Annotated in this window: 14 protein-coding genes; 1 reads left to right on the top strand and 13 read right to left on the bottom strand. The window is 59.0% G+C overall.

Annotation, left to right across the window (positions count from 1 at the left end):
* The first annotated feature begins 664 nt into the window (after positions 1 to 664).
* On the top strand, positions 665 to 1,972 hold the full coding sequence (locus HFRIS_RS08595) for a winged helix-turn-helix domain-containing protein (protein ID WP_081626835.1): 1,308 nt from the start codon (positions 665 to 667) through the stop codon (positions 1,970 to 1,972).
* Here the strand turns inward: HFRIS_RS08595 and HFRIS_RS08590 are convergent.
* From HFRIS_RS08590 to HFRIS_RS08530, 13 genes are all read right to left on the bottom strand, one after another.
* A complete protein-coding gene (locus HFRIS_RS08590; RefSeq protein WP_152486663.1) occupies positions 1,959 to 3,599 on the bottom strand; it encodes a hypothetical protein in 1,641 nt (546 codons plus the stop codon). The two genes, HFRIS_RS08595 and HFRIS_RS08590, sit on opposite strands and share 14 nt — an antisense overlap.
* A gap of 172 nt (positions 3,600 to 3,771) precedes the next feature.
* Positions 3,772 to 5,349, bottom strand: coding sequence for a heparinase II/III family protein (locus HFRIS_RS08585; RefSeq protein WP_161625968.1), 1,578 nt, complete (start codon positions 5,347 to 5,349; stop codon positions 3,772 to 3,774).
* Between the two features lie 22 nt (positions 5,350 to 5,371).
* A complete protein-coding gene (locus HFRIS_RS08580) occupies positions 5,372 to 6,115 on the bottom strand; it encodes an alpha/beta hydrolase family protein (RefSeq protein ID WP_161625967.1) in 744 nt (247 codons plus the stop codon).
* Positions 6,116 to 6,481: 366 nt separating this feature from the next.
* A complete protein-coding gene (locus HFRIS_RS08575; protein WP_006462905.1) occupies positions 6,482 to 7,438 on the bottom strand; it encodes a polysaccharide deacetylase family protein in 957 nt (318 codons plus the stop codon).
* A gap of 18 nt (positions 7,439 to 7,456) precedes the next feature.
* A complete protein-coding gene (locus HFRIS_RS08570; RefSeq protein WP_006462904.1) occupies positions 7,457 to 8,455 on the bottom strand; it encodes a polysaccharide deacetylase family protein in 999 nt (332 codons plus the stop codon).
* A 33-nt stretch (positions 8,456 to 8,488) separates the two neighbouring features.
* Entirely contained in the window at positions 8,489 to 9,577 is a 1,089-nt protein-coding gene (locus tag HFRIS_RS08565; protein WP_039875017.1) for a hypothetical protein, read from the bottom strand.
* 106 nt (positions 9,578 to 9,683) lie between these two features.
* Positions 9,684 to 13,118, bottom strand: coding sequence for a glycosyltransferase family protein (locus HFRIS_RS08560; protein ID WP_006462902.1), 3,435 nt, complete (start codon positions 13,116 to 13,118; stop codon positions 9,684 to 9,686).
* A 22-nt stretch (positions 13,119 to 13,140) separates the two neighbouring features.
* Positions 13,141 to 15,051, bottom strand: coding sequence for a coiled-coil domain-containing protein (locus HFRIS_RS24515; protein WP_006462901.1), 1,911 nt, complete (start codon positions 15,049 to 15,051; stop codon positions 13,141 to 13,143).
* Positions 15,052 to 15,120: 69 nt separating this feature from the next.
* Complete coding sequence (locus HFRIS_RS08550) at positions 15,121 to 16,650, bottom strand: LTA synthase family protein (protein ID WP_244436276.1); 1,530 nt, start codon at positions 16,648 to 16,650, stop codon at positions 15,121 to 15,123.
* A gap of 1 nt (position 16,651) precedes the next feature.
* Positions 16,652 to 17,416 carry an SDR family NAD(P)-dependent oxidoreductase gene (locus HFRIS_RS08545; RefSeq protein ID WP_006462899.1) on the bottom strand — a complete coding sequence of 255 codons (765 nt, stop codon included), beginning with the start codon at positions 17,414 to 17,416 and terminating at the stop codon, positions 16,652 to 16,654.
* Entirely contained in the window at positions 17,409 to 18,893 is a 1,485-nt protein-coding gene (locus HFRIS_RS08540) for a glycosyltransferase (protein ID WP_209443005.1), read from the bottom strand. The genes HFRIS_RS08545 and HFRIS_RS08540 overlap by 8 nt, the downstream gene beginning before the upstream one ends.
* Positions 18,894 to 18,903: 10 nt before the next feature.
* Positions 18,904 to 19,989, bottom strand: a complete 1,086-nt coding sequence (locus HFRIS_RS08535; RefSeq protein ID WP_006462897.1) for a CgeB family protein — start codon at positions 19,987 to 19,989, stop codon at positions 18,904 to 18,906.
* Entirely contained in the window at positions 19,979 to 21,286 is a 1,308-nt protein-coding gene (locus HFRIS_RS08530; protein ID WP_006462896.1) for a glycosyltransferase family 4 protein, read from the bottom strand. The genes HFRIS_RS08535 and HFRIS_RS08530 overlap by 11 nt, the downstream gene beginning before the upstream one ends.
* Positions 21,287 to 21,348: the final 62 nt, after the last annotated feature.

Below are 21,348 nucleotides of genomic sequence, written 5' to 3'. Positions count from 1 at the left end.
AGAAGGGCGGGTTTTTTGTTTTGGCGCTGGCTTCACCCCTGTCATAAGAACCAAGCCTCGCTGCCCTCCCCCCGGTCCACCATGCGGCTCTTCTTGATATCAGCTTGACACTATCGGCCTCCACACCGAATCCAGCAGATATAACAAAAAATAGATCCATACCCTCTCAATTGGCCCATACCACACCGCTTTGCCCGATGGGCCAGGGAATCACACAACATTACCTGCAGCTCGCCCAAATACTGATTTAATGAGCATAACAGAGCGACTGATATCGTTTTCGCCAGTTGCACCTGGCTTAATCTAGATCGACTATGGGTTTATAGATATATTCATCAAATTTAAGTCTTTATCCAACATAAAATCAACAAATAGTACAAATTCATCGTATTGATACTCGCCACATGGCCATGAACCGATTACAATCTTGTCGCTCTCAAGAGTTAGCCGCCGACTGGATAAGAGCGTCAACAATAAGGGTCAAGACTGGAGGTTCGATTCCAGACCCCATTCCCGACAAATCGCCTTCAGGTAGCGCATCGGATAGCACTCTCTTCAAGGAATTTCTCATGACTATGCAGGCCGGCAGGCAATATCTGAGCGATGGCGCTGCCATGGCAGCATTCGGCGGCCCTGGGGAAGGTCAGCAACAGGGTGCCAGGTCATGCCGCTAAGACTGAACTCCCGTGGCATTCCCACCTGGCGTGGCACGGAGCTGGACTTACCGCCGAAAGAGCGGGCAGTGCTCACGCAGCTGATCCAGAATTCCCCCGACCCCGTCAGCAAGGACGCGATCATCCAGCATGCATGGATGGGCGATCGTTCCGTCTCCGACGATAGCCTGGTGCGCTGTATCAGCCAGCTAAGAAAGGCCCTACCCGACGCCAAGATCGAATCCGTCTATGGCTACGGTTACAGGCTGCTGCTCGCCCGCGATTCCACCGGGTTCCGGCCGGTACCATCGACCAACGCATCGATGGCTCACGAGCAGTGTCTGCATGCATCAATGCTGGCGCAACAACATAGTGCCAAGCCCCTCAAGCAGGCCATCAGCGTTTTCCGCTCCGTCACCCTCACCGCACCGAATTTTGCCCCGGCCAAGATCGGCCTGGCCAAAACCATCACCACGGCCATGGCCATCGGCCTGGATACCCATGTCGGGGTATCCCAAGCGGAAGCGATCGAACATCTTGAGGCAGCCGCAGTATTGGCGCCCGATTCACCCGACCTGCTATCGGCCCAGGCCTGGCTGCGGGATAGCCAATGGCGCTTCCGGGAAGCCCGTACCATGCATATCGAAGCACTTCGCATGGCGCCGGACAACGCCGATGCATTGCTCTTTTACGGTCTGCACCTCTCCGGCACGGGCAGACCGGAAGAAGCCATCGGACCACTGCGCCGGCTCTTGATGCTGCGCCCCTACAGTATTCAGATCCGTGCCATCCTCGCGCGTACCTTGGGCATGCTCAACCGCTATACCGAGGCCATGGAGGAGATTGCCATTGCAGAGGACCACGACTATGCCGGTAGCAGCCCGGCATTGAAGGGCGTCAAGATCATGGTCAGCGCCGCGTTCGAGCCAACGCAGAGACTGGCGCAAATTGCCGAAAAGCTTTCCAGCTCGACCAACATCCCCCCTTACGCGCGAATCAACCTGCCCTATGTGCTGGCGCAGTGCGGCCTGCTGTGCAAGGCCCGCAATCTGGTACAAGAGCGGCTGCAGAGCTGCCTCCCCAATAGCCCCGAAGGTATCCTGATGGTGAAAGATCTGGTAGCCATCGGCGAGATGGAGCAGGCAGCTGAACGCCTGCTGGGCGCATTCACCTCACGCTTTAGCTACCTGCCCTTGTTCCTGCAGTCACCGGAACTGGCGCCTTTGCTGACGCATCCGGCTGTTGAGAAGGCGTATCGGGAAATGTATCAGGAGGTCTGGCAGGAGCGAGGCGCGCCTTCAGTCATCAGAAATCCTTGAAATTGCATAGGGAAAGCAGCTCCCTGCAAAGCGCGAATTTGCGCAAACCGAATGCACTGACGATGCTCAGGATCAGTTCCGGCCTTTGTTCCTCCGACGGGCGCGCTCTGTCGAATAGCGTGACAGTGCGGGAATAATCTCCCTTGCGTATCCACTCGATATGAGGCGACAGTGCCGCCACCTTCTCGATCACCGTCGGCGAGGGGACGGCAGGCCAAGCACGATTCCTCGCGGCCTTCGCCAACCCAAGATGGTCGAGTGCAATGGACTGCGCCTGGCGCTCAGCGGTTTCGTTTCTGCGGAACAGCAATCCCGAGACGCCATTCACAGCGCTGACGGCCTCCTCCTCCGCAAGCGGGGCTGCGGTGAATTCATGACCAGCAGCGTTGAACAAGGAAATCAGCGAGTGCACGGATACGCATACTTCAGCGGTCTTGCGTTCTTCGAATCCAGCCCAGTATTCCATTGAACTGATCACCACATTGATCCGTCGTCTGGCCAGATCATAATTCTCTAGCTCAAGTGCCCTCAGCATGCCTTTCAGGTAGAAGGTGATATCTTGGTATCCGACATAGTGGAAACCATCGGGTGCTGACACCTGATTGAGCTTGTCCAGATAAGTCGGCAGGTCGAAGTAGTTCAGCGCCCGATTGCAGAGCGTGAGATCGACATTGCTCACCACGGCGGTGTCGAATCCCGTATTCAGTACGCTTACATTCGTCCGGTTCGACGAGCGCAGCTTTTCTTCTGCAACGCTGGCGAGATCGCTATCGGGTTCAATGGCGAAAAAGCGCGAATCCGGACTTTTCCCTGACAGCAGGTAAATCCAGTCACCTGCACCAGCACCGAAGTCGGCCACTGTTCTCAATGCCTGCCAGCTCTGACCGGTTGCATGGCAGATCTTCTCCAGCAGCGCGTCTGTCTTGGTCAGCGCATCGGCTGCATAGCGGCTGCTGAACCACGACTGGCCACTGACTTTGTCGGCGCCGCGCGCCTGTAGCTTGTCATTCTCGGGCTGCGTGCAGGCAACGAAGTCCTTCACGCTCATGAAATCGGCGCCCAGACGCCTGAGGTACGTCAGGATCTCGGCAAACTGCTCAAAACCCTCATCGGACCAACGGTTCGGGTGCACTTGCAACACCATGGGGCTCTTCTCCCGTACAGATCGCGAGTGTTTTTTCCTAAAGAATTCAAACGATGGATTGAAGCCCTGTTCGCGTAACTCGAATGAGAGATGATATCGGTGCGATACATAGGCCAAACCGCTAAGTTCGGCTGCTGGCACGATATCGGGGTAGTAAATGAACTGTCCCTGGCGGTGTTGAGCAAAATATCTCAGGAAATAGCCTCCCATCGAATTGAAAGGCGCTCCAAAGCCATCCAGTGTGCAACCAAAGATCTTTTGATGGCTCTTTTGCGTGTGGAGAAACACTGCGTCGTAATACTCCTGCGATTCCGACCGAAACTCATCCAAGGTATGAGTAATTCCATGATCGAAGAAACTAAAAGCGTCTCGGTTAATACCGCTGAGCCAGCTCGCAAAGATGTCGACAGCGTCTTCATCCCGGGGCGGACTGGAGATGAATCCGATATCCGCACACGCTTTGTTCCGCTTCACGATGTGCATGAAGCGAGACCATTTCCTAAGATTTGCCATCAGGGACAAGTCATCTGCCTTGATCAATATGGGCCACATAATTACCTCTCGCTATAAGCTGCTTCTGGCGGACGCCCTTGCGCATGCTCTGTCGCTGCATGCAACCAAGGCGGCATCCTGATATATCGATGATGGGGGAAATTTATTCCTTCGATTGAAACCGGAAGGAAAACGCGACCTTCTCGACGGTAGCCGGTCCGAAGACAATCACCTGGGAGTCCTCCAGCTGATTGACTGTCACGCTTGTAACGCTGGGAAACCTACCGGCAAACCCACGCTGGACTTCGCAGTTCAGACGCTCACTGGAGCTGATGACCAGGCTCATCTGCTTGCCCACGACGCGACATGTATTCGCACCAATCGATATCTTCTTGTCCAGCGGCACATGGAATAGCCAGTAGCAGGAGCTGTCCTTGGACGACAGGATCTTATCCACCAAACGGAAATTGTTTTCATCCTTGATCAACAGCTGGCGCACCATCCGCATGCCGGCATACATCCTGGTCATGCCCTGCACAGCATAAGGAAAATCATCCCGAGAAAGCGGCTCAAGGGTAGCGAAATCTGCGTCCGGGGTGGACCGGTTCACCTTGGCACCTGGGACAAACGGGACATTGTGGGCCCGCGCAGAACGCATGTATATGCGTACCGGATCGTCATGATTGTGGTTGTACAGTCCGGAATCGATCAGCCAGTCCTCCCCATGGGCGTGTACCAGGACATTGAGGTCATCGTCCTGCCGATGATAACGGCTCAGGAAGCCGCACTTCATCATGATGTGGGTATGTCGCTCCCAGGGACTCCACCTTGACCGATAAATCGCATAACCCGATTCCTGGTACACAATGAAAGACTCCGAAGGAGCACTGCCCTCGCGCCCCGCCGTCGCGACATATCGTACCTGCGCAAAACCCGGCAGATCAGCAAGCTCCGCCGGGACATTCGGACGATAACTGACACTATCGCCGAGATAACAAACAAAGCGGTCCGGTCGTGTGACCCAGGCCAGAAAACGCAAAGCCTGGTCAAACAGCTTATCGAATCCAAGCAGCACGGCCTGGTCACCGACGGCATGTAGCAAGCGCCGCGCCCGGTTCAGATTACTGATCATCCCCATATGATAGGCAGGGCTGTTTTCGACGTGCACGCCTTCGCTGGTAAAGGCAAAGCGGATTTCGTCGTCCAAACGCGCAACACCGATCTGCTGCCATCGTCGACTTTCGGGGTGATGCGGGAAAGCCAGCGAAGCCAGCATCAGGGAAAGCGCCTGATCGAACCCGTGATTGGTATGCCTGGAGTAAAAGCTCTCTTCAAGCAGCAAGGTCGCGTGTCGCGCAGCCAGGGGCATGAGCTGCTCGGTGGGCATCTGCAGGGCGATCCGGGAAAGTCGATCCAGGCGCAAAGCAGTCGCATGATCATGCCAGGGAAAATCGGCCTCTACCGGCGCATTCCCGAAGCGGGAGCTCCACTCAGCGATGTGCGACAAGACCACGTCCCAGTCTCCGACGGCGATCAGCGGGTCCAGGGGCAGGAATGCATGCAAGGTCCAGCGCCAGGTCCTGTTATCCAATGGCCCACAGCTCCACAGATCTCCATCGGTAGGAATTTGGCCATGGAATTTGGTCTGGATTACCCCTTCCGTTTTCAATTTCTCGGCCAGCGTTCTATCCATGTCAGACGGACCAGGAAATAGTTTTCCGACGGCATTGATTGATACCATCTGGTCTCTCGAAACAGTGTCTTTACTGGACTGCATAGCGTTTGAAAAGCTCAATCGTCTCTCCCACACCATGATTCTTCCCGTGCTGCTCCAAAGGCCGGACCTCCAGATAGAAGCGCTGCCTGAACGAGTGCAAATGTCCAATGAATGGCAAGCCTTGCTCAGCGAAATAGGCTCCCGGCTCCAGTTGATTGAAGCAGAGAAAATACTGCGTCCGGCTGCGGGATTTGAAGAACGTTTTCAGATCGTTGTACTCCGCATTCAGGTTGCTGCCGAAAATCGGCTCAAAATATTTACGCATGCCGTTGTTAGAGTAGGTAGACCCGAGCAACCAAGTTTGCGGAGTATTGGCGTATACCGCCGTCGCGCCGTTGAGCGCACCATGCAGCAAAGCAGCATAGCCGCCCATGGACGAACCCCAGAAATAGAGTCGTCCCGTACCCACTCGCGCCCGCACTTCCGCGATGAGCCTGCGCATCGCATCGAGCCAGAAAAAGTCGCCATCCTCGCCCAGGTACCAGGAGCCCAGCTGCTGCTCCCCGAAATTATCCATGGGACAAAGAACGTTCCAGTTGGGGCTCTTGAACTGCGACGGTGCGGCCGCAAAACCGTGTCCGTGGAAAATGACCAAGATAGGTCGGTTTTTCTCGACTGCCTCAGAAAGGTAATATCGGATGGCTCTTGTACCATGTCGCATTTCACAGGCATGTCTTACCGGAGGCGTATCGGCCGGTGTAGCCGGCCGCAGTAGTTCTTGATTATTCATCGTTGTTGCCAGTATTCGTAGGTATCGCTAAATCAGACTTCATCCGATCTCTGACCGGAGAAAAGTTAGAGGAGCACGATAAGGCAGTCCTTAGTAAACGCGCTGAGACATCTTGATCAACCGCAATTTGCAAACGACGGCATGGTGAAAAATTTCTAATCAGCACCAAGTCCGCGGTAAAACAGGCTACCAATGGATGTGTCTCGGCAAAGTTTAAAATATCCCGCGATACGCAGCTGCCGATGATGGAAACGCGCGTCACCATGGCGCCGTAATTGCATTAAGCATGTCGATTCCTTCTCTCCCTCAAAAACGCCAAGGCATGGGCGCAAAAAAATTGCTGAACAATGAACCTGTTCCAGGCGTTCAGGATTGCCTGACGAGCTCGGCCAGATCCAGGTTCACCGTGCGATCCGTCTTGATCTTTCCTCTCGCGCACAGATCAAGAAATTCAGATGAAGTAATCACGTCATAGTCCTTGGTCAGCTTCCTGAGCAACTTCCGGTAACCCTCCAGGCGCTGGTCATCGCGATAGCTGCCAAGTCCATTCTCATCCCAGTACAGCAATGACCATGAATGCAGAAGAAAGACCGCGAACTCGGGCGTGCCGCTGATCATGTTGAGCAGCAAGCGTCCCCACCACGGATCGAACTGAAAATACGCCGACTCCGGATAGGTCAGGCGTACCCAGCGTTCCTTCTTGCCGACCTTGGGCAGAATCCGCTTCTCCGTCATCGGAACCTCGATGACACCATTGGACCACTGGAACGGGTGGTTGGTTGGAACGCTATAGATGCATTGCCCGGTATGGACTGAGCAGACGGTGTTATTGAACGAGAGCGGAATATCGACCGCCTTGAGCGCACGAATGGTCGACGCATTCCAGCGAAACGAGCCGGCACGATGCGACAGCACCGGTTTTCCGGTTTCCTTCGATATCAGGTCCGCGAAGTGGCGGATCACGAATTGCGCCCGGTCATCATCTTCGTACTGATTCATGTACTGCGGCCGATCCGACAGGCCATGCTGATCCCAGAAACTCTTGGGCAGGTATTCGGGGTGCGTGTGCAGCTGCACATCCTGTCCAGCCGCATCCAGCCACCGTACTACCTCACGTAGTTCATCGAGGTAAGCATAGGCACCGCACATGTCCATGAAGAAAATGTGCTTGGCGTTGAATTCGTCCCCGATTTCCGCCATCTCGCGGATACCGGCCGTTCCGTTGGCATGGCGTCCCCAGATCAGGCGGTTGACGTGGTCACCGCTGGCGCGCTTGGGAAGCGCCTCTGTATCGACGGTAAGCATTGCATAACGATTAGCCATTGCTAGTCTGACCTTCCTTTAGAAGCCTGAAGATGAATTGACCGACACCGTCACCGGCGGCGTACTGACAAGGTCGGCCCGCTCCAGCGGGACCACCTGTTTGGTCTTGATCTTTCGCCGGCCCACCAGGTCCAGAAAATCGGTGGTGGTGATGACGTCATAGTCCTTGACGATCGAGGCGACCAGGCGCCGATATTCCTCCTGACGCTGGTCGCCAAGGTAAGTGGCATGCTGATTGTCGTCCCAATGCAGAAGCGACCAGGAATGCAGCAGGAACACCTGCAGATCCACCGGCTCCGGCAGCCAACGACGCCACCACGGCGAGTGCGGCGGCGCGTACTGGAAATAGGAGGACTGGGGGAACTTGAGGCTGAGCCATTTCTCCGGCTTGCCACGCTGTGGCTCCGCCGGGTAATAGCGTTCCGTCACAGGCACCTCGATCACCCCGTTGGACCAGGCATAGGGACTGTTGGTCGGTTCGGCATGCGGGCTGCGGCCAAGTAGGTGGGCCCGCATCGAATTATTGAACGACAGGGGAATGCCTGCCTGCCCCAATGCGCGGATGATGTCGCCATTCCAGCGGAATGATCCTGCGCGGTAGGCCTGAACCGGCTTGCCCGTGAGCTCCTTGAGCCGTTCCGAAAAAAAACGGATGACGAACTCGGCGCGCGCAATATCTTGATACTCATTCATGTAGCGAGGCCGCGGTGTCAGGCCATGCTGTTGCCAGAACTGGAGGGGCAGGATCTCCGGATGCAGGTGTAGTTGTACATCCTGCCCATCACGGTCCAGCCAGGACACCACCTCTGCCATCTCCCCTGGATAGAGCTCGTCGCCGCACATATCCACAAAGAACACATGAGGCGCACCGAATTCCCTGCCGATGGCACACATCTCGCGTACACCGGCCTGGCCTGCGGCATGCTTGCCCCACACCAGATGGCGAACGTGGTCACTGGCCGCACGGGCGGGCAGTGCCTCGGTATCGACGGTGAGAATGGCGTATCGGTTTGGCATAAGCGCTTTCTTCCTTACGGTGCAAGGCAGCCTTCAGACGGCTTGCCGCAGCACCTCGTATTCGGTTACGGCGAAACTCCAGAGGCAGGAGTTCCAGCCGTTCCAGTTCGCGAACAGATCCTTCTCATCCAGAACGATCCCATAGCGCCTGCGAAACCGGCTGGTCTCGTAGGCCACCAGCATGGTTCGCCTGCGCGCCGGTGACACATTGAAACGATAGGCCGCCTTCTGTACCGGGATATCGATCAGACCAAGCCGGGCCACCAGATCGGAGCGCACCTTGTCGCGTCCGATCCGGGGATCGGGAAGATTTTTCCACTGGGCCGGCATGGCCATGGTCAGGGCCAACATCGGATAGCTGAGGAAGGGAAACAACACATCCTCAAATACCGTGGCCAGGCGATGGATGCTCTCCCCCCTGGTATTGAAAAAACTGCGTGCATGCAACCATTTCTCGTACGGCACCGAATACGTTTCCTGGGCCCCGGACAGCAGCACATGGCGGGATGGATCATGCGTCCCCCAGAAGTCGATCTGGTAGGTATAGGGGTTCCAGCCTTCACAGGGGAGATCGGTCCTGCCGACGTTATAGACGTCCGGCCCGCTATCATCCAGCACCGAGATATTGGTCCAGCCGTTGGCGGCCATGATCTTGCGGAACGAATCGGCCTCATGGGTACACCAGCAATGGAACAGGACGTTATCGAAAGACATCTTTCCCTGGCGGCGCAGGCGTGCCATGGTCCCGGACAGGATGCGGCTGTCCGATCCCGAGGAATGTGCCATCAGATATTGCCGCCCGGGATGCATGCGTAACAGGACCTGTTCCAGCGTCGACTCCAGCTGGTCAAGATAAGCCTCATAAGACCCCGAAAACACCGACATCCTTGGTCGCGGCCATCTGTGGCAATACGCATGCGGCGGAGCACGCCGGATTTCCCTGAACGGCGTCTCGGTCGCACTGACGAACTGTGGATCGAGAAAACGCTCGTCGAAGGTCAGCGTCCTTTGCAACAGAGCCAGCTGGTGAAAGCTGTCCGCGTAACGGTCGTATCTGTCCACGAAAACGCAGCGATTAAAGAATCTGCCGATGTCAAGATCAGATCGAGAAACATAATCCATTGGCTTCGCCTCAAAGCGCTCCCTCAGGCTTCGTCTCCGGCAACGACCAGAACCACGGGGCAGGGTTGAGCGCCGACAGCAGCTTGTGGAAGGACTCTTGCTCATCTCACGAAGTCCTGATGCCCTGATCCGGCAGCGCAGCGAGGCACCCCACAGGCTGGCAGATCAATGCCAGTTCCGCCCTGCTCATCGCCTCGGCACTGCGCGAACCGCGCACCGAACTGGCTGCCTGGGCGGAAAGCCGGGCAAACAAGGTCTCATCCTCATACAGCGTCAGGACTGCTCTGGCCATCGCCTCCACGTCTTCCGGGGCGCACAGCATGCCGTTGAAGCGGGAAACGAAATCACCCACCGCACCGACCTCGTTAGTCACCGGCACCAGGCCCGAGGACATGGCCTCGTCCCGCGATACACCTTGCGTATCCATGCGCGTGGGAACGAGGAAGATCCCGTATTGCTTATGCAAATCTGCAATCTCGTCCTGGGTCAGGAAGCGTCGCTCCAGCCGCACATTGTCAAATGCGCGTAGCGGTGCCACAGTCTGCTCGAACAGCTCCCCGTCGCCAATCAGATGGAATTCCATCTTCGCGAAATCTGGATGGACGGACAAGGCCTGGATCACCTTCACCGTCAGATCGTTGGCGTACGCCAGCGCCGAGTAAGGCCGGATGGACAAGACCTTGCGGCGCTGATCCGGCTGCTTGGGTATATAGGAAAACTTCCCGGTATCGATGGGATTGTGGATGATCGAATATTTCTCCGATGGCAGCTGCGTGCCGAGATCCGCAAAGACCTCGTTGGCAAAGGACTGCGAGACGAAGACCAGGTGCAGATTCTCCGGCATGTCCGAGAAGATGCCGCGCCAGAACTGGGTACGCTGATCGCCCAGTTTCTTCTTGTGTTCGATCTGCTGGGCATCGAACAGGGCAAACTCGAACTGGCGGCGCTGCCACGCCTGGATCTCCGCGCCATGCACCCAGACCGTGACGCGAATACGGTCGATATACTTTTGCAGCACTTGCCACATCTGCCGGTCCAGCATATGCACCAACACGTGTTTCACCTGGCCGGTGGCCAGGGTGGCGTCCAGCAGTTCGGCATCTCCGGTGGCCACATCCACGCCTTCGAACTCGCGGTAACCGGGCGGCTGTGGACTGATACGGAAGACCTCGGTCAGTACGCCGGCAGCACGGTAGGCACGAATGCGCGTATGCAGGAAGCCATACCGATACAGATCATCGTAGGCGGGATATTGCTTGCTCAACACCAGCAGCGGCGAACGGCAGACGAAGCTGGCCGGACGTTCGGAATGGCTGCCCAGCACCAGTTTGTCGATACGGAACTCGCCCTCGCCTTCGATGCGCAGCCCAAAGCGGACTTTCTCGCACTCGGAGGGAATGGCCAACGAATGCTTGTCACCGACCTTGTTGATCTGGTGCGAGAGCTTCTTGCCATCCTTGTCCTGGAACTCGAAGATGGTACGCACATCCAGTTCGCCGGAGGCGCAGAGCCTGAACTGGCTGTTCAGGACCAGATTGAGTTCCTCCCGGGAAAAAGTCTTGCCAGCGTAGAGATATTCATGGCTGCCCATCCCCAACCGGGAATGGATCAGCAGCTTGCCCCCTGCCAGCTTGATCTGGATAAGTTTCTTCGGGACCAGCAGTTGCGATAACTTCCCGGCCTCCAGGCAAGGCAGGCCGCTGGTATCTTCGTCCTGACGGTAGGAGGATGGCGAAAGACGGGCCGTGACCGCCTTCATCGTGCGCGGAAAATCGATGCCCTGGTCGACCAGTTGGAGATCGTCGACCTCATGCTGCTGCGCGGGGGATAGCAGACCGCCCCCTTCGATATAGTTGAATTCATCGATGGCCACCATCTTTTCCAGTGCCAGGGTGGCCTCTTCCGGTGCGGCCAGCAGTTGCTCCAGCACGGCCGGTGTCATCGCCGCAGACCTGAACAGCGCACGGCGCGCAGCCAGCATCCCGACGCTGCGGTAGGCGACGTCGCCCCCCTCCAGCGCCAGGCTGCCTGCAGCGGCGCGATATCTGAGCGCCTTGCCCCAGGCATCGGCATGGCTGTAGTGGGTGGCCAGGGCCAGATCGGTCAGGTAGTTGGGACCGTAATAGTCCTCTGGGCAAAGCACGCCCAGCAGGGTCCCGGCAGCCAGCGCCTCGATGCGCTCCCGACAACGTGCTTCGTCCACCCAGACCACCAGCCCCTGCGCCTCTGTGACCGGCACGGGTTCGCCGATGAGCAGCAGCGTCCTGTTGACATAGGTCTGGCGTGAGAATGCCGCCACCACACACTGTACCTCGCCCTCGTTGCGCACCCTGGCCAGCAGGACCACCGGTGCCGATGGCGAAGCTGGATCGGTCCTGGCGATGCTGGCGCAGATGGCGGACATGCGGTGGGCATAGGTGTGCTCGGACATGACCTTGCGCAGGCCCAGTAGCCGGAACTTGCGGTAATTGACATCACTGGTCACGATCTGTCGCACGCGCGCCTGGAGCTCCTTGGGGCTATCCGAGCACACGACCAGTTCACCGAAGAGCAAGCGCACACCACGCGAGAAATTGCTGACCACGACCGTATTGGAGGCCAGCAATTCAAACACCCGGCGCGCAAACATCGACTGCGACTGTTTGATGGTGTTCATGTTGATGCCGTAGCGATAGCCCTTGTAGGCGCGATCGATCTCCGAAAACGGCAGCTTGCCCAGAATCATCGGTTTGTACTGATCCGGGAAGGTGTAATTGGGATGCGGCTTGTCGAAGTTGCGATCATAGATCTCGACCGGCCGAAAATCCTTGACCGTGTCGATCAGCGAAGAGAAGTCACGCTGACGTTCCGGGTAGCGCAGATAGTAGGAACCGGCAAAGTTGAAGGCATCCTTGCGCTCGTAGATCTCGAGCGGGTTGTGCACCTTGGGCTGGGCCGCAAAACACAGCAGGAAGACCCGATCGTGTTCCAGCAGCGCCTTGTAGCGGGGGATACAGTCGATGTCGGTGGTAAAGACATAATCAACCTGCCTGGCCATGTCGATGAACGTGCCGAAGTGCACCGGATCTTCCTTGTTCCAGAACATCGACGGAATACCCTGTCTGCGGCACCAGTCGATGCAGGCATTGATCTCCGGACCATTGGTGCTGATCTTGAGTTTCCATTTCTGTTCGAAACCCTGCCAGGCCGATTCGATGAACAGCAGGTCCGGCTGGAATTGCTCCAGCTGCTCCAGATAGCAGTCCGGATCCAGTTGCAGCAGCGTACATTCGGGATCGTAGGAGTGGAAGGTAAATTCATCCATCACCGCCGCCACGCGCAGCTTGCCGGGAGCAATCGTCGCCAGCGCCTTGTGCCGCGGAGAATTGAGAAGCCTGCGGCGACACAGGGCGAGATTGGCCGCAACGTACTGCGCTCCCAGTTTCTCGCCCAGGGCCTGATAGCTGAACAATGCCGCACCAAAGTCACCCCGCTCGAATTCTTCCATTGCCTTGCGGGTCAGCGACGGCGTTTGCAATTCCACGTCCTTGTCGGTTTTCATACTCTTTCCTTGCTGTATCGCCTCAATGGGCCGCGATGAGCGTCGGCCGGATCTCGATGAGGCAGGCATCCTTGTGCAATTTCTTTTCGATCATTTGCGCACGCTGACCGCTGGCACCGATATCGGCCAGCCACATCTGCGCTACCTCCTTTTCGTCGGCACGCACGTAGTCGTCCATCAGGACATCGATGGCGCGCTCGGCAAAATGGGCCAATATCAATGGCAGCGCCGGATAGCGGGCGTGCTGGCCGGTTGCGGCTGGCGGCCCATCGACGATGACCAGGATGCGGGCTGTCGCGGGTGTCTCGCGTGCCAGTGCGGACAAGACCTCCTCACAGGCATAGAACGGATAGTGCTTGCCATCGCGGGATTGCCAATCGGACAGGGGCGCCAGGCAGACCTGGGCATGATGTTCCAGTCCCAGCTGGCGTAAATGGCCCACGGTTTTCTGGAAATAGGGTTCCAGATGATCGAAGGAGACAAACCTGGCCGGCGCGTGTTGGGGCGCACGGGCCTGGATCAGTTGCAGCGCCTTGGCTACCACCGTCGTGGAAATGCCCGAGCCAAACTCGATCACCAGATCGTAGGCATTGCATTCGATCAGCTCGACCAGGTAATGGGCCAGGTCCATATCGATGGCCCAGGAATGATGTTCACTGTTGAGCATAGGTAACTCGCCGGAGGCGAAGTAGCTCTGTACACCCAGGAAAGCCTGAACCTGTCGGGTCACATTGAGCGCTTCGTTCTTTACCACATTGTCCAGATGACGCCGGACCTTCAGCAGTTCTTCGGACTGCTTCCTGAAGGCGTCCGCCATGAGACTGCCGGCAGCGGCGTTGGCATGCTGGATTTCCTGCACGGACGAACCGAATTTCTGCAACTGGTCCTGTTGCGACAGCAGTGTCTGCATCTGCGCAGTCAGGGCCTGGTTGTGTCCCAGAGCGGTCGCCACCTGCTGCTGGAGCACCCGCAGCTGCTCGGCGAGCCTGTCCCTTTCGCCTACCACGGCGGCGCGTTCCTCTTGCAGCCTGCCTTGCTCGACCTGCAAGGCAGCATTCTCCTGTTGCGCCCGCCGGTACTCACTGCGCAGCCAGGCCTGCTCCTGCTCCAACGTGGTTTTGCGCGCCTCCAGCGTCGCCACCCGCTGCTGCAGCTCGGAAGTCTTCTCCAACGCCTCGCCGGCCTGCTTCCTGAGCGCGGCCTGGCGTTCGCTGAAATTGGTCAATTGCATGGCCTTGCCGTGCCAGAACCGTTGCGTCTGCTGGCGCAGCTTTTCCACCTGGCGCAGTTCCGACTCGCTGAACGGCACATCCTCCGGCAAGCAATCCAGGTTGGCCTGGGCCTGCTCCATCACACCTGCCTCGTACTGGCGCAGTGCCAGCCATTTGAGACGGAACGGCCGCGGCTCAAGATCGTAGGCCTTGCGCGCAAGGTCGGCAGCCGCCTGCGCGTCTTCCTTCTGCAGGCTGCGCGCGAGGACGGTGAGCGCCTTGGCCCGCAGTTCCGGCGGTGTCATGCACTGGTCGAACAGGACGTCAACGGCACGTGCCCCGCCACTGGCATAAGCGGCGATGACCTTGGCAAAGCTCTTGCCACCCAACCGGTCGGCACCAGGCATGTGCTGCCACAGGCGCCGCCACCATGACAGCCGACCGTTGGCGGCCGCATAGCGACGCTCGGCGGCCAGGTTACGTTTCCATGCGGCGATCAAGGCCGCGTTGGCGAGATTGTCGGCGTGCGCCTGCACAACGTGGTCGTCGATCAGATCAATCCGAACTGTGGCTGCCGGCGGCAACGCCTGCAGACGTTCCAGCCCCTCCTGCAACACCACGGACTGCCTGAGCAACAGCTGGTTCTCCTGCTGCAGCTCCTGATTCACCTCCAGCAGCTCGGCTGGCGGGAGGGTCCGACTGTTATCGATCTCGTTATGCATGGGCGCGATTCCCCTGGACTAGGCGCTTGGGATGGAAAAATAGGTATGGTGATCTGGACAGCGTGCTACTCAGGTGCCGTATCTGGCCTGCCCAGTCTCATGCGACTGCTCGGTGACCATGATTCGGGACACCTCCTCCACGCGGGTATTCCGGACCTCGCCACGACCAGCCTCGACATTGCTCCAGAGGATGTATTCCACAGTGCCGTCGGGTGCGCCGAAATGCTGGTAGACCTCCGGCATGATAGGGACGTGATCGCCATACCAGCACAGCCTGGCCGGGAATTTCTGGCGCTCCAGGAAAGCCCGCAACCTGGCCAGCATACGGTCCGCATTGCGCAGGTGACGCAGATAGACGGTCAGATCGTCACAACCCGACGGCGGCGGCTCGGTGTACAGATCATCAATATCCGACTGGCTGATCGATTCCAGGTGCAGCGGGCCATGGTTTTCCATGGTGACCACGAAAATGAATACCGGTCCGGTGGCAAACTTGAGAATCGATTCAATCTTGTCAGCCACGGCATCGTCACTGGTGTAGGGGCCGAAGCGCGAATGCTCGTCGAACTGCTCGATATCGATGAATTCGTCAAAGCCTAGCCGTGGAAATACCCGATCGCGCCGATAGAAACTCTTGGGATAAGGATGGATGCAGACGGTGCGGTAACCCTGGCGCTTGAGATGAAGCGCCACGGAACCAGGCTTCCAGCCAGCAGCTACAGCGCGGTAGGGGTTGAAGCGATGTACGCCCAGTGAACGATTGGATATCCCCGACAAGAAGGCGAACTCAGTGCGTACCGTATTGGCCCCCCAGGCCGGCACCTTCATGGTGCCGCGCACGAGCGCGTCGCGCTTGAGCTGGTCGAAGTGATGCAGCACGTCCTTCTTCACACCTGGATACAGCGCACGGGCGTCGAAAAACGACTCGCTCTGGATCGTCACCAGATGCGGCAATTGCGCCGTCTGCGTGGTCGCAGGCGGGAGCGTGGCGAACGGCGAAGCAGCGCGGGGGAACTGGCTTTCCTCCTGCCCATAGCGGATGAAGCTTGCCCAGAAGCCCAGTCGCGGCAGATCCAGCGTCGGATCAAGACTGATGGGCAGCGCCTGGCGCAGACCCGCCCGCAGCAACAGCAGCCCGATGACCAACAACACCAGCATGGCACCGCCCTGCCCCCGCACCGCCAGGCGCATTTCCGGCAGTGACTCTCCCAGCAGGCCGATGGCGACGGCCAGCACGAATCCAGCCACCGCACCGATGAACTTGAGCCAACCGAGGAAGGGAATGTACAGACGCGGATGCCGGATCGCATCGGTGAAGTATTCGTAATCCTGGAACACGAAGGGCTCGCGCAAGGCCTTTTGCTTGGCATTGTTGACCAGGATGAAGGTCAGCATGACCGCCGACACGATGGCCATCGAAAACCAGGGCCGGCCCAACACCAGCAGGAAAGCATCGAACGTCAGTGTCCAGAGCGCCACGTGCAGCGCCCAGGCGCCCCACGGGCGGTGCAGCGAAGGACGTGGCGTCATCAGGGCTTCGATGCATACCGACAGCAGCAGTCCTGCCACCCAGGCACTCAGTGCGACGACAAGAGTCACATTAATGTCCATAGCCCATCCAGCGAACGATTCGGGTCGACAGTCCGGCCGGCAGCACCGCCAGGAACCAGGTACCCAGGTTGAGAGGGAACGGGAAGCTGATGCGTGCCCGGTTGGCCTGCAGACCGCTCCTGATGGCGGCCGCCGCCCGCTGCGGCGTCCACAGGAAAGGCTTGGGACCGGGCATGTCGTCGCACATGGCGGACTTGACATAGCCGGGCATGACCACGCTGACCTTGATGCCATAGGGCATGAGCCAGCCGCGCAGTGCCTCACCATAGGCTTTCAGCCCAGCCTTGCTGGCGCTGTAGGCGGGTGTCACCGGCAAGCCGAAGTAAGCTGCCAGCGAACTGATCAGGGCGATCTGGCCGCGACCGCGCGCACGCATGGCCGGATAGACGGCATGTACGGCGACCATGGCGGACTTCAGGTTCACATCCAGCAGGGCCTCGACTTCGTCCCAGGGCTCGGCCTGACCGTCGGGACCCGTGCTGGTGTTGATCCCGGCATTGAGGATCAGCAGGTCGATGACCGGCAACCGCGACAGCGCATCACGCAGCGTGGCGAAATCGCGCAGGTCGAAGCTGAGCAACTCGACTTGCGCGCCCAGTGCGCGGGCGCCCTCTGCAACCTCCTCCAGGCGCAGCGCATTTCGCCCGTGTAGTACCAGCTGCACGCCCGGTCGCGCATAGGCCACCGCCAGAGCAGCGCCGATGGCGCTGGTGGCGCCGGTGATGACGATAGTACTTTGTATTTCTTCAGCCATGATCACGGCTCAACCTTTCCTTCCAGGACCAGTACAGCACCATCGCGAAGCCGACGCAGACGGTCACGTTCAGTGGTACCAGGCAAAAATTGTCTTCGTCCAGCGCAACCAGCACGGCCGCCAGCGAATAGAAAAACGTAAATATCTCTCCCAACAGCATGGCGGTGTTGGCGCGAGGCATCTTCGTACGATGTTCGTCGCCGGCCTTGGGGGTACGGTGGAACTCGCCATAGACGCCGAACAGGGCGCGGCAACCGCCGAAGAAGTAGTACCAGGCCATCGGCAGGAACAGCGCGATGTAGAGATAGGAATCCCAGACCATGCGTCCCAGGGAGCGTTTATCGTTGATCCACGCGCCCTTGCTGGCGCCGATGGCATTGTCGATACCCCAGACGCCGGCCAGAACGAAGAACAGCAAGGCGCCCCACTGGACACTGGCCGCCTCGAAGTTCAGGAGATAGTTCAACGGCAGACTCAACAGGACCAGCACGTGGATGGAAGCCAGCAGCAGCGAAGAAAACATGGTCGAGATGGCATGCAGTCTTCGCATCAGCGGCATGCGCTGGTGGAACATGGCCCCGGCATGCTTGAAGGCGCTGTGGATCAAGCCGCGCCCCCAACGCTCACGCTGCATGCGAAAGGCGCTGATGGTCTCAGGCAGGATCGACATCGACATCACATCGCGCAGGTAGGCGTACTTCCAGTGGCTGAACTGGGCACGGTAACCCAGGTCGACATCTTCGGTCACGGTGGCATCGCTCCAGCCACCCACGGCCTCGATGCAGCGCTTGCGCCAGACGCAGGAACTTCCGCTGAGGGAAGCCATGTCGCCATCTTCACTCAGTCCCACGGTCACATATTGCTGGTGGCCCATCTCCATGGCCTGGAACCGCGTCAGGAAGGAGTGGTCGCGGTTTTCATAGCCGATGCCGGTCTGCAGGAAGCCCAGTTCCGGGTCGCTGAAACAAGGCATCGTACGCAGCAGGAAATCCGCCGGTGGCAAAAAATCGGCATCGAAGATGGCAAAGAACTCGCCACGCGACTGTTCGATGCCATGGATCAGGTTGCCCGCCTTGAAGCCATTCCTGTCGGGGCGCCGCAGCACGCGGATATCGATACCGGCAGCCTGGTAGCGGCTGGCCGCCTGCTGCGCCAGCGCCGAGGTCTGATCGGTCGAATCGTCCAGCACCAGAATCTCGAGCTGGCCTGCCGGGTACTGCATCTGGCAGACGGCGTGGATCAGGCGTTCGATCACGGCAGATTCGTTACAGACCGGCAGCAGCACGGTGACCGGCGGATAGCCGGCGGGTGGCTGCACAGGCAGCGCCGGTGTCGCCGTCAACTGCGCCAGCTTGCGCCGCTCGGTCTTGCGCGAGATCAGCAAGGCACGCAGCTCCAGCCCCACGTACAGGAAGAAATAGCAGACTACCAGCCAGAAAATGGCCTGGGCGAGGAAGGAAAAAATGGAGACCAGCACGCTGCGCCCTTCAGAGACCAAGCACGGCGCAGACTTCCTGCAGCCGATGTGACCAGGTGTGATGGGCACGTACGTAACGGGCGCCTGCTTCGGCACGCTCCAGATCCAGAGACGACGGGCCATGCTTGAGACGACCGAAGACTTCCTGCATCTCTTCCCGATTGCGCACAACATGGCAAAAATCGGCGAAGTGCCGTTCCACCGAACGGCTCGGATTGGTCACCGCAATGCCGCCACAGGCCAGGATTTCCAGCAGGCGCCGAGAAAACATGGTGTCGGATGCGGTGACCGAATTCACATTGAGCGAGAGGACATGCCGCTTGTAGATCTCCGCCGTCTGGCGATGCGCAACGCCACGCTGTACGTTCAGGTGGCTGCCGCGGGGATAGCGGAATTCGATGTACCGGGAAAGCCGGTCGTGATTGCGATCGAAGACGTTGAGCGTCAGCGCGGTATCGGCGCATGTCTGGAAAGCGCTGTCCAGGAATTCCCGGCGCGCGCCCAGGATGCGACGATAGTAGCTCCCGGTGAAACAGGCTTCCTTGTGCGTGAAGCGAAAGCCATCAAAACGATGGAAAGCCGGCTGGTAGGGCATGATCAGCGTGTTGACCGCGCGCGCACCGGGGGCGGCTGCACGGTACCGGGGCACGCAGGTCTCGTCGGTGGTGAAGATGTAATCGAAATGCCTGGCCACGTCGATGAAGGGCTCGAAATAGGCGCCGTCGTCCTTGTTCCAGAAGACCGTCGGAATACCCTGGGCCTTGGCGAAATCGATCAGCCTGAAGATGGCCGTCGGTCGTGTCAGGCGCAGCAACCGGGGCTGGCGGGCCAGCTCGTAGCGCCAGCTGCCCCGTATGCCGTGGAAAGCCGATTCGACGAACACCAGATCGGGCTTCCACTCACCGATGACGCTGCGGTAGTTGGCAGGCGTGAGCGCCCGCACGCGACATTCTCCGGAAAGGCAGTCGGCGGTGAAATGGTCGGTGACCAACGCGATCTTGAGCTGACCGAAGGGACCGGCTGCCGGTTGGTCTTCCTGCAATTCGGGGAAGCGGTATATCAGCGAACCGACGGCGCGAATGACTCTACCGACCATGCGGTGCTCCCATATTGCCGGCGCTCGCCCGAGGGGTAGCACTCGGCACTGCCGCACCGACGAAACCCTGCCAGCGGCGTTGCCCTATCGCATAGGTACGCGCACGCTGGCCAATCACAGCCAGTTGCGCATGATCTTCCAGCGCCACCCTGAGTGTGCGAGCAAGATCTGCGGAGTCGCCTGCCTTGAAGAACCAGCCGGCAGGATCACTGCCCATCTCGTCGACGAACACCGGCAGATCAGGGACCACGACCGGACGCGCCATGGCCAGGGCTTCCACCAGCTTCAGCGGCGGCACGATCTTGCAAACCTCGAAGGGACGACGTGGAATGCAGATCACCGCGCAGCGGCCGATGATGGCGCGCGCCTGCACGGCGCTGACGCGGCCATGGAAACACACCACATCGTCGATGCCCAGTTGGCGCGCCTGCTCTTGCAGTGCCTGGCCTGCTTCGCCGTGGCCTGCCACGTGCAAGCGCACCGCCAGGCCTTCACGCTTGAGCCGGGCGACGGCCTCCAGCAAGGTATCCAGACCTTCGTAGACGATCAGCGAGCCGGCGTAACCGATGGTCAGTGGCACTGCCTGGGCAGGATCGGCCGCCGGAATGCGATCCGCATCGATGCAATTGGGTAACAGCGTCATACGTTCGGCAGGAATGCCCCAATGCTGCTGGATGTACTTACCCAACTGTTCCGAGATGACGAACAGGCGATCCGCCTGGGACGCCACCAGACGTTCCAGTGCCAGCCCCTGGCGGAAGGCCCAACTGCCCTCGAAGTCGGGCGAACGGGAGATACGGCTCAGTTCCCACAGGCCGCGCATCTCGTAGTGAAAGGGAATTCCCAGTCGACGCGCCGCCAGCAGGGCCGGCAAGGCATTGGTGTGGTTGGAAGCGGCGTGGATGGCAGCCACTTTGCGGCTGGCCGCCAGTTGCGCAATGGCAGGCGCGGCCTGCAGTGCAAACTGCAGCACCGGACGATGGTTGGAGGGGCTCCGGCTGTGGTGATAGAGGATGCCGTCGACCAGGGTGGCGTCAGGACCGGCATCGACGACGCGGTCCTTGCGATCCCAGGGATAGCCAGGGCGGGTCATCACGCTCACATCCGCGCCGACCGAGCGCAGCGCGACAATGATCTCCTGGGTCCGGTTGGTATAGCCGGAGACGTGATAAGGCAGGGCGCTGGCAGCCACATACAGCAGGCTACCCGGACGCGGGGTGTACTCCGGCGCCCTGCGTGCCTTGCGCTTGACCAGCCAACGCAAGGCGCAAACCGTCAGATGGCGATTGATCGCCATCGTCAAGGTCATTGACCGGAGCCGTTTCAAGAACAAGATAGTTACCTTTCTGGAGGTGCCGG

It is taken from the genome of Herbaspirillum frisingense GSF30 (assembly GCF_000300975.2).
GTDB classification, from domain to species: domain Bacteria; phylum Pseudomonadota; class Gammaproteobacteria; order Burkholderiales; family Burkholderiaceae_D; genus Herbaspirillum; species Herbaspirillum frisingense.
Note: the sequence above shows the minus strand (reverse complement) of the source record. Positions and strands in the feature narration are given on the sequence as shown.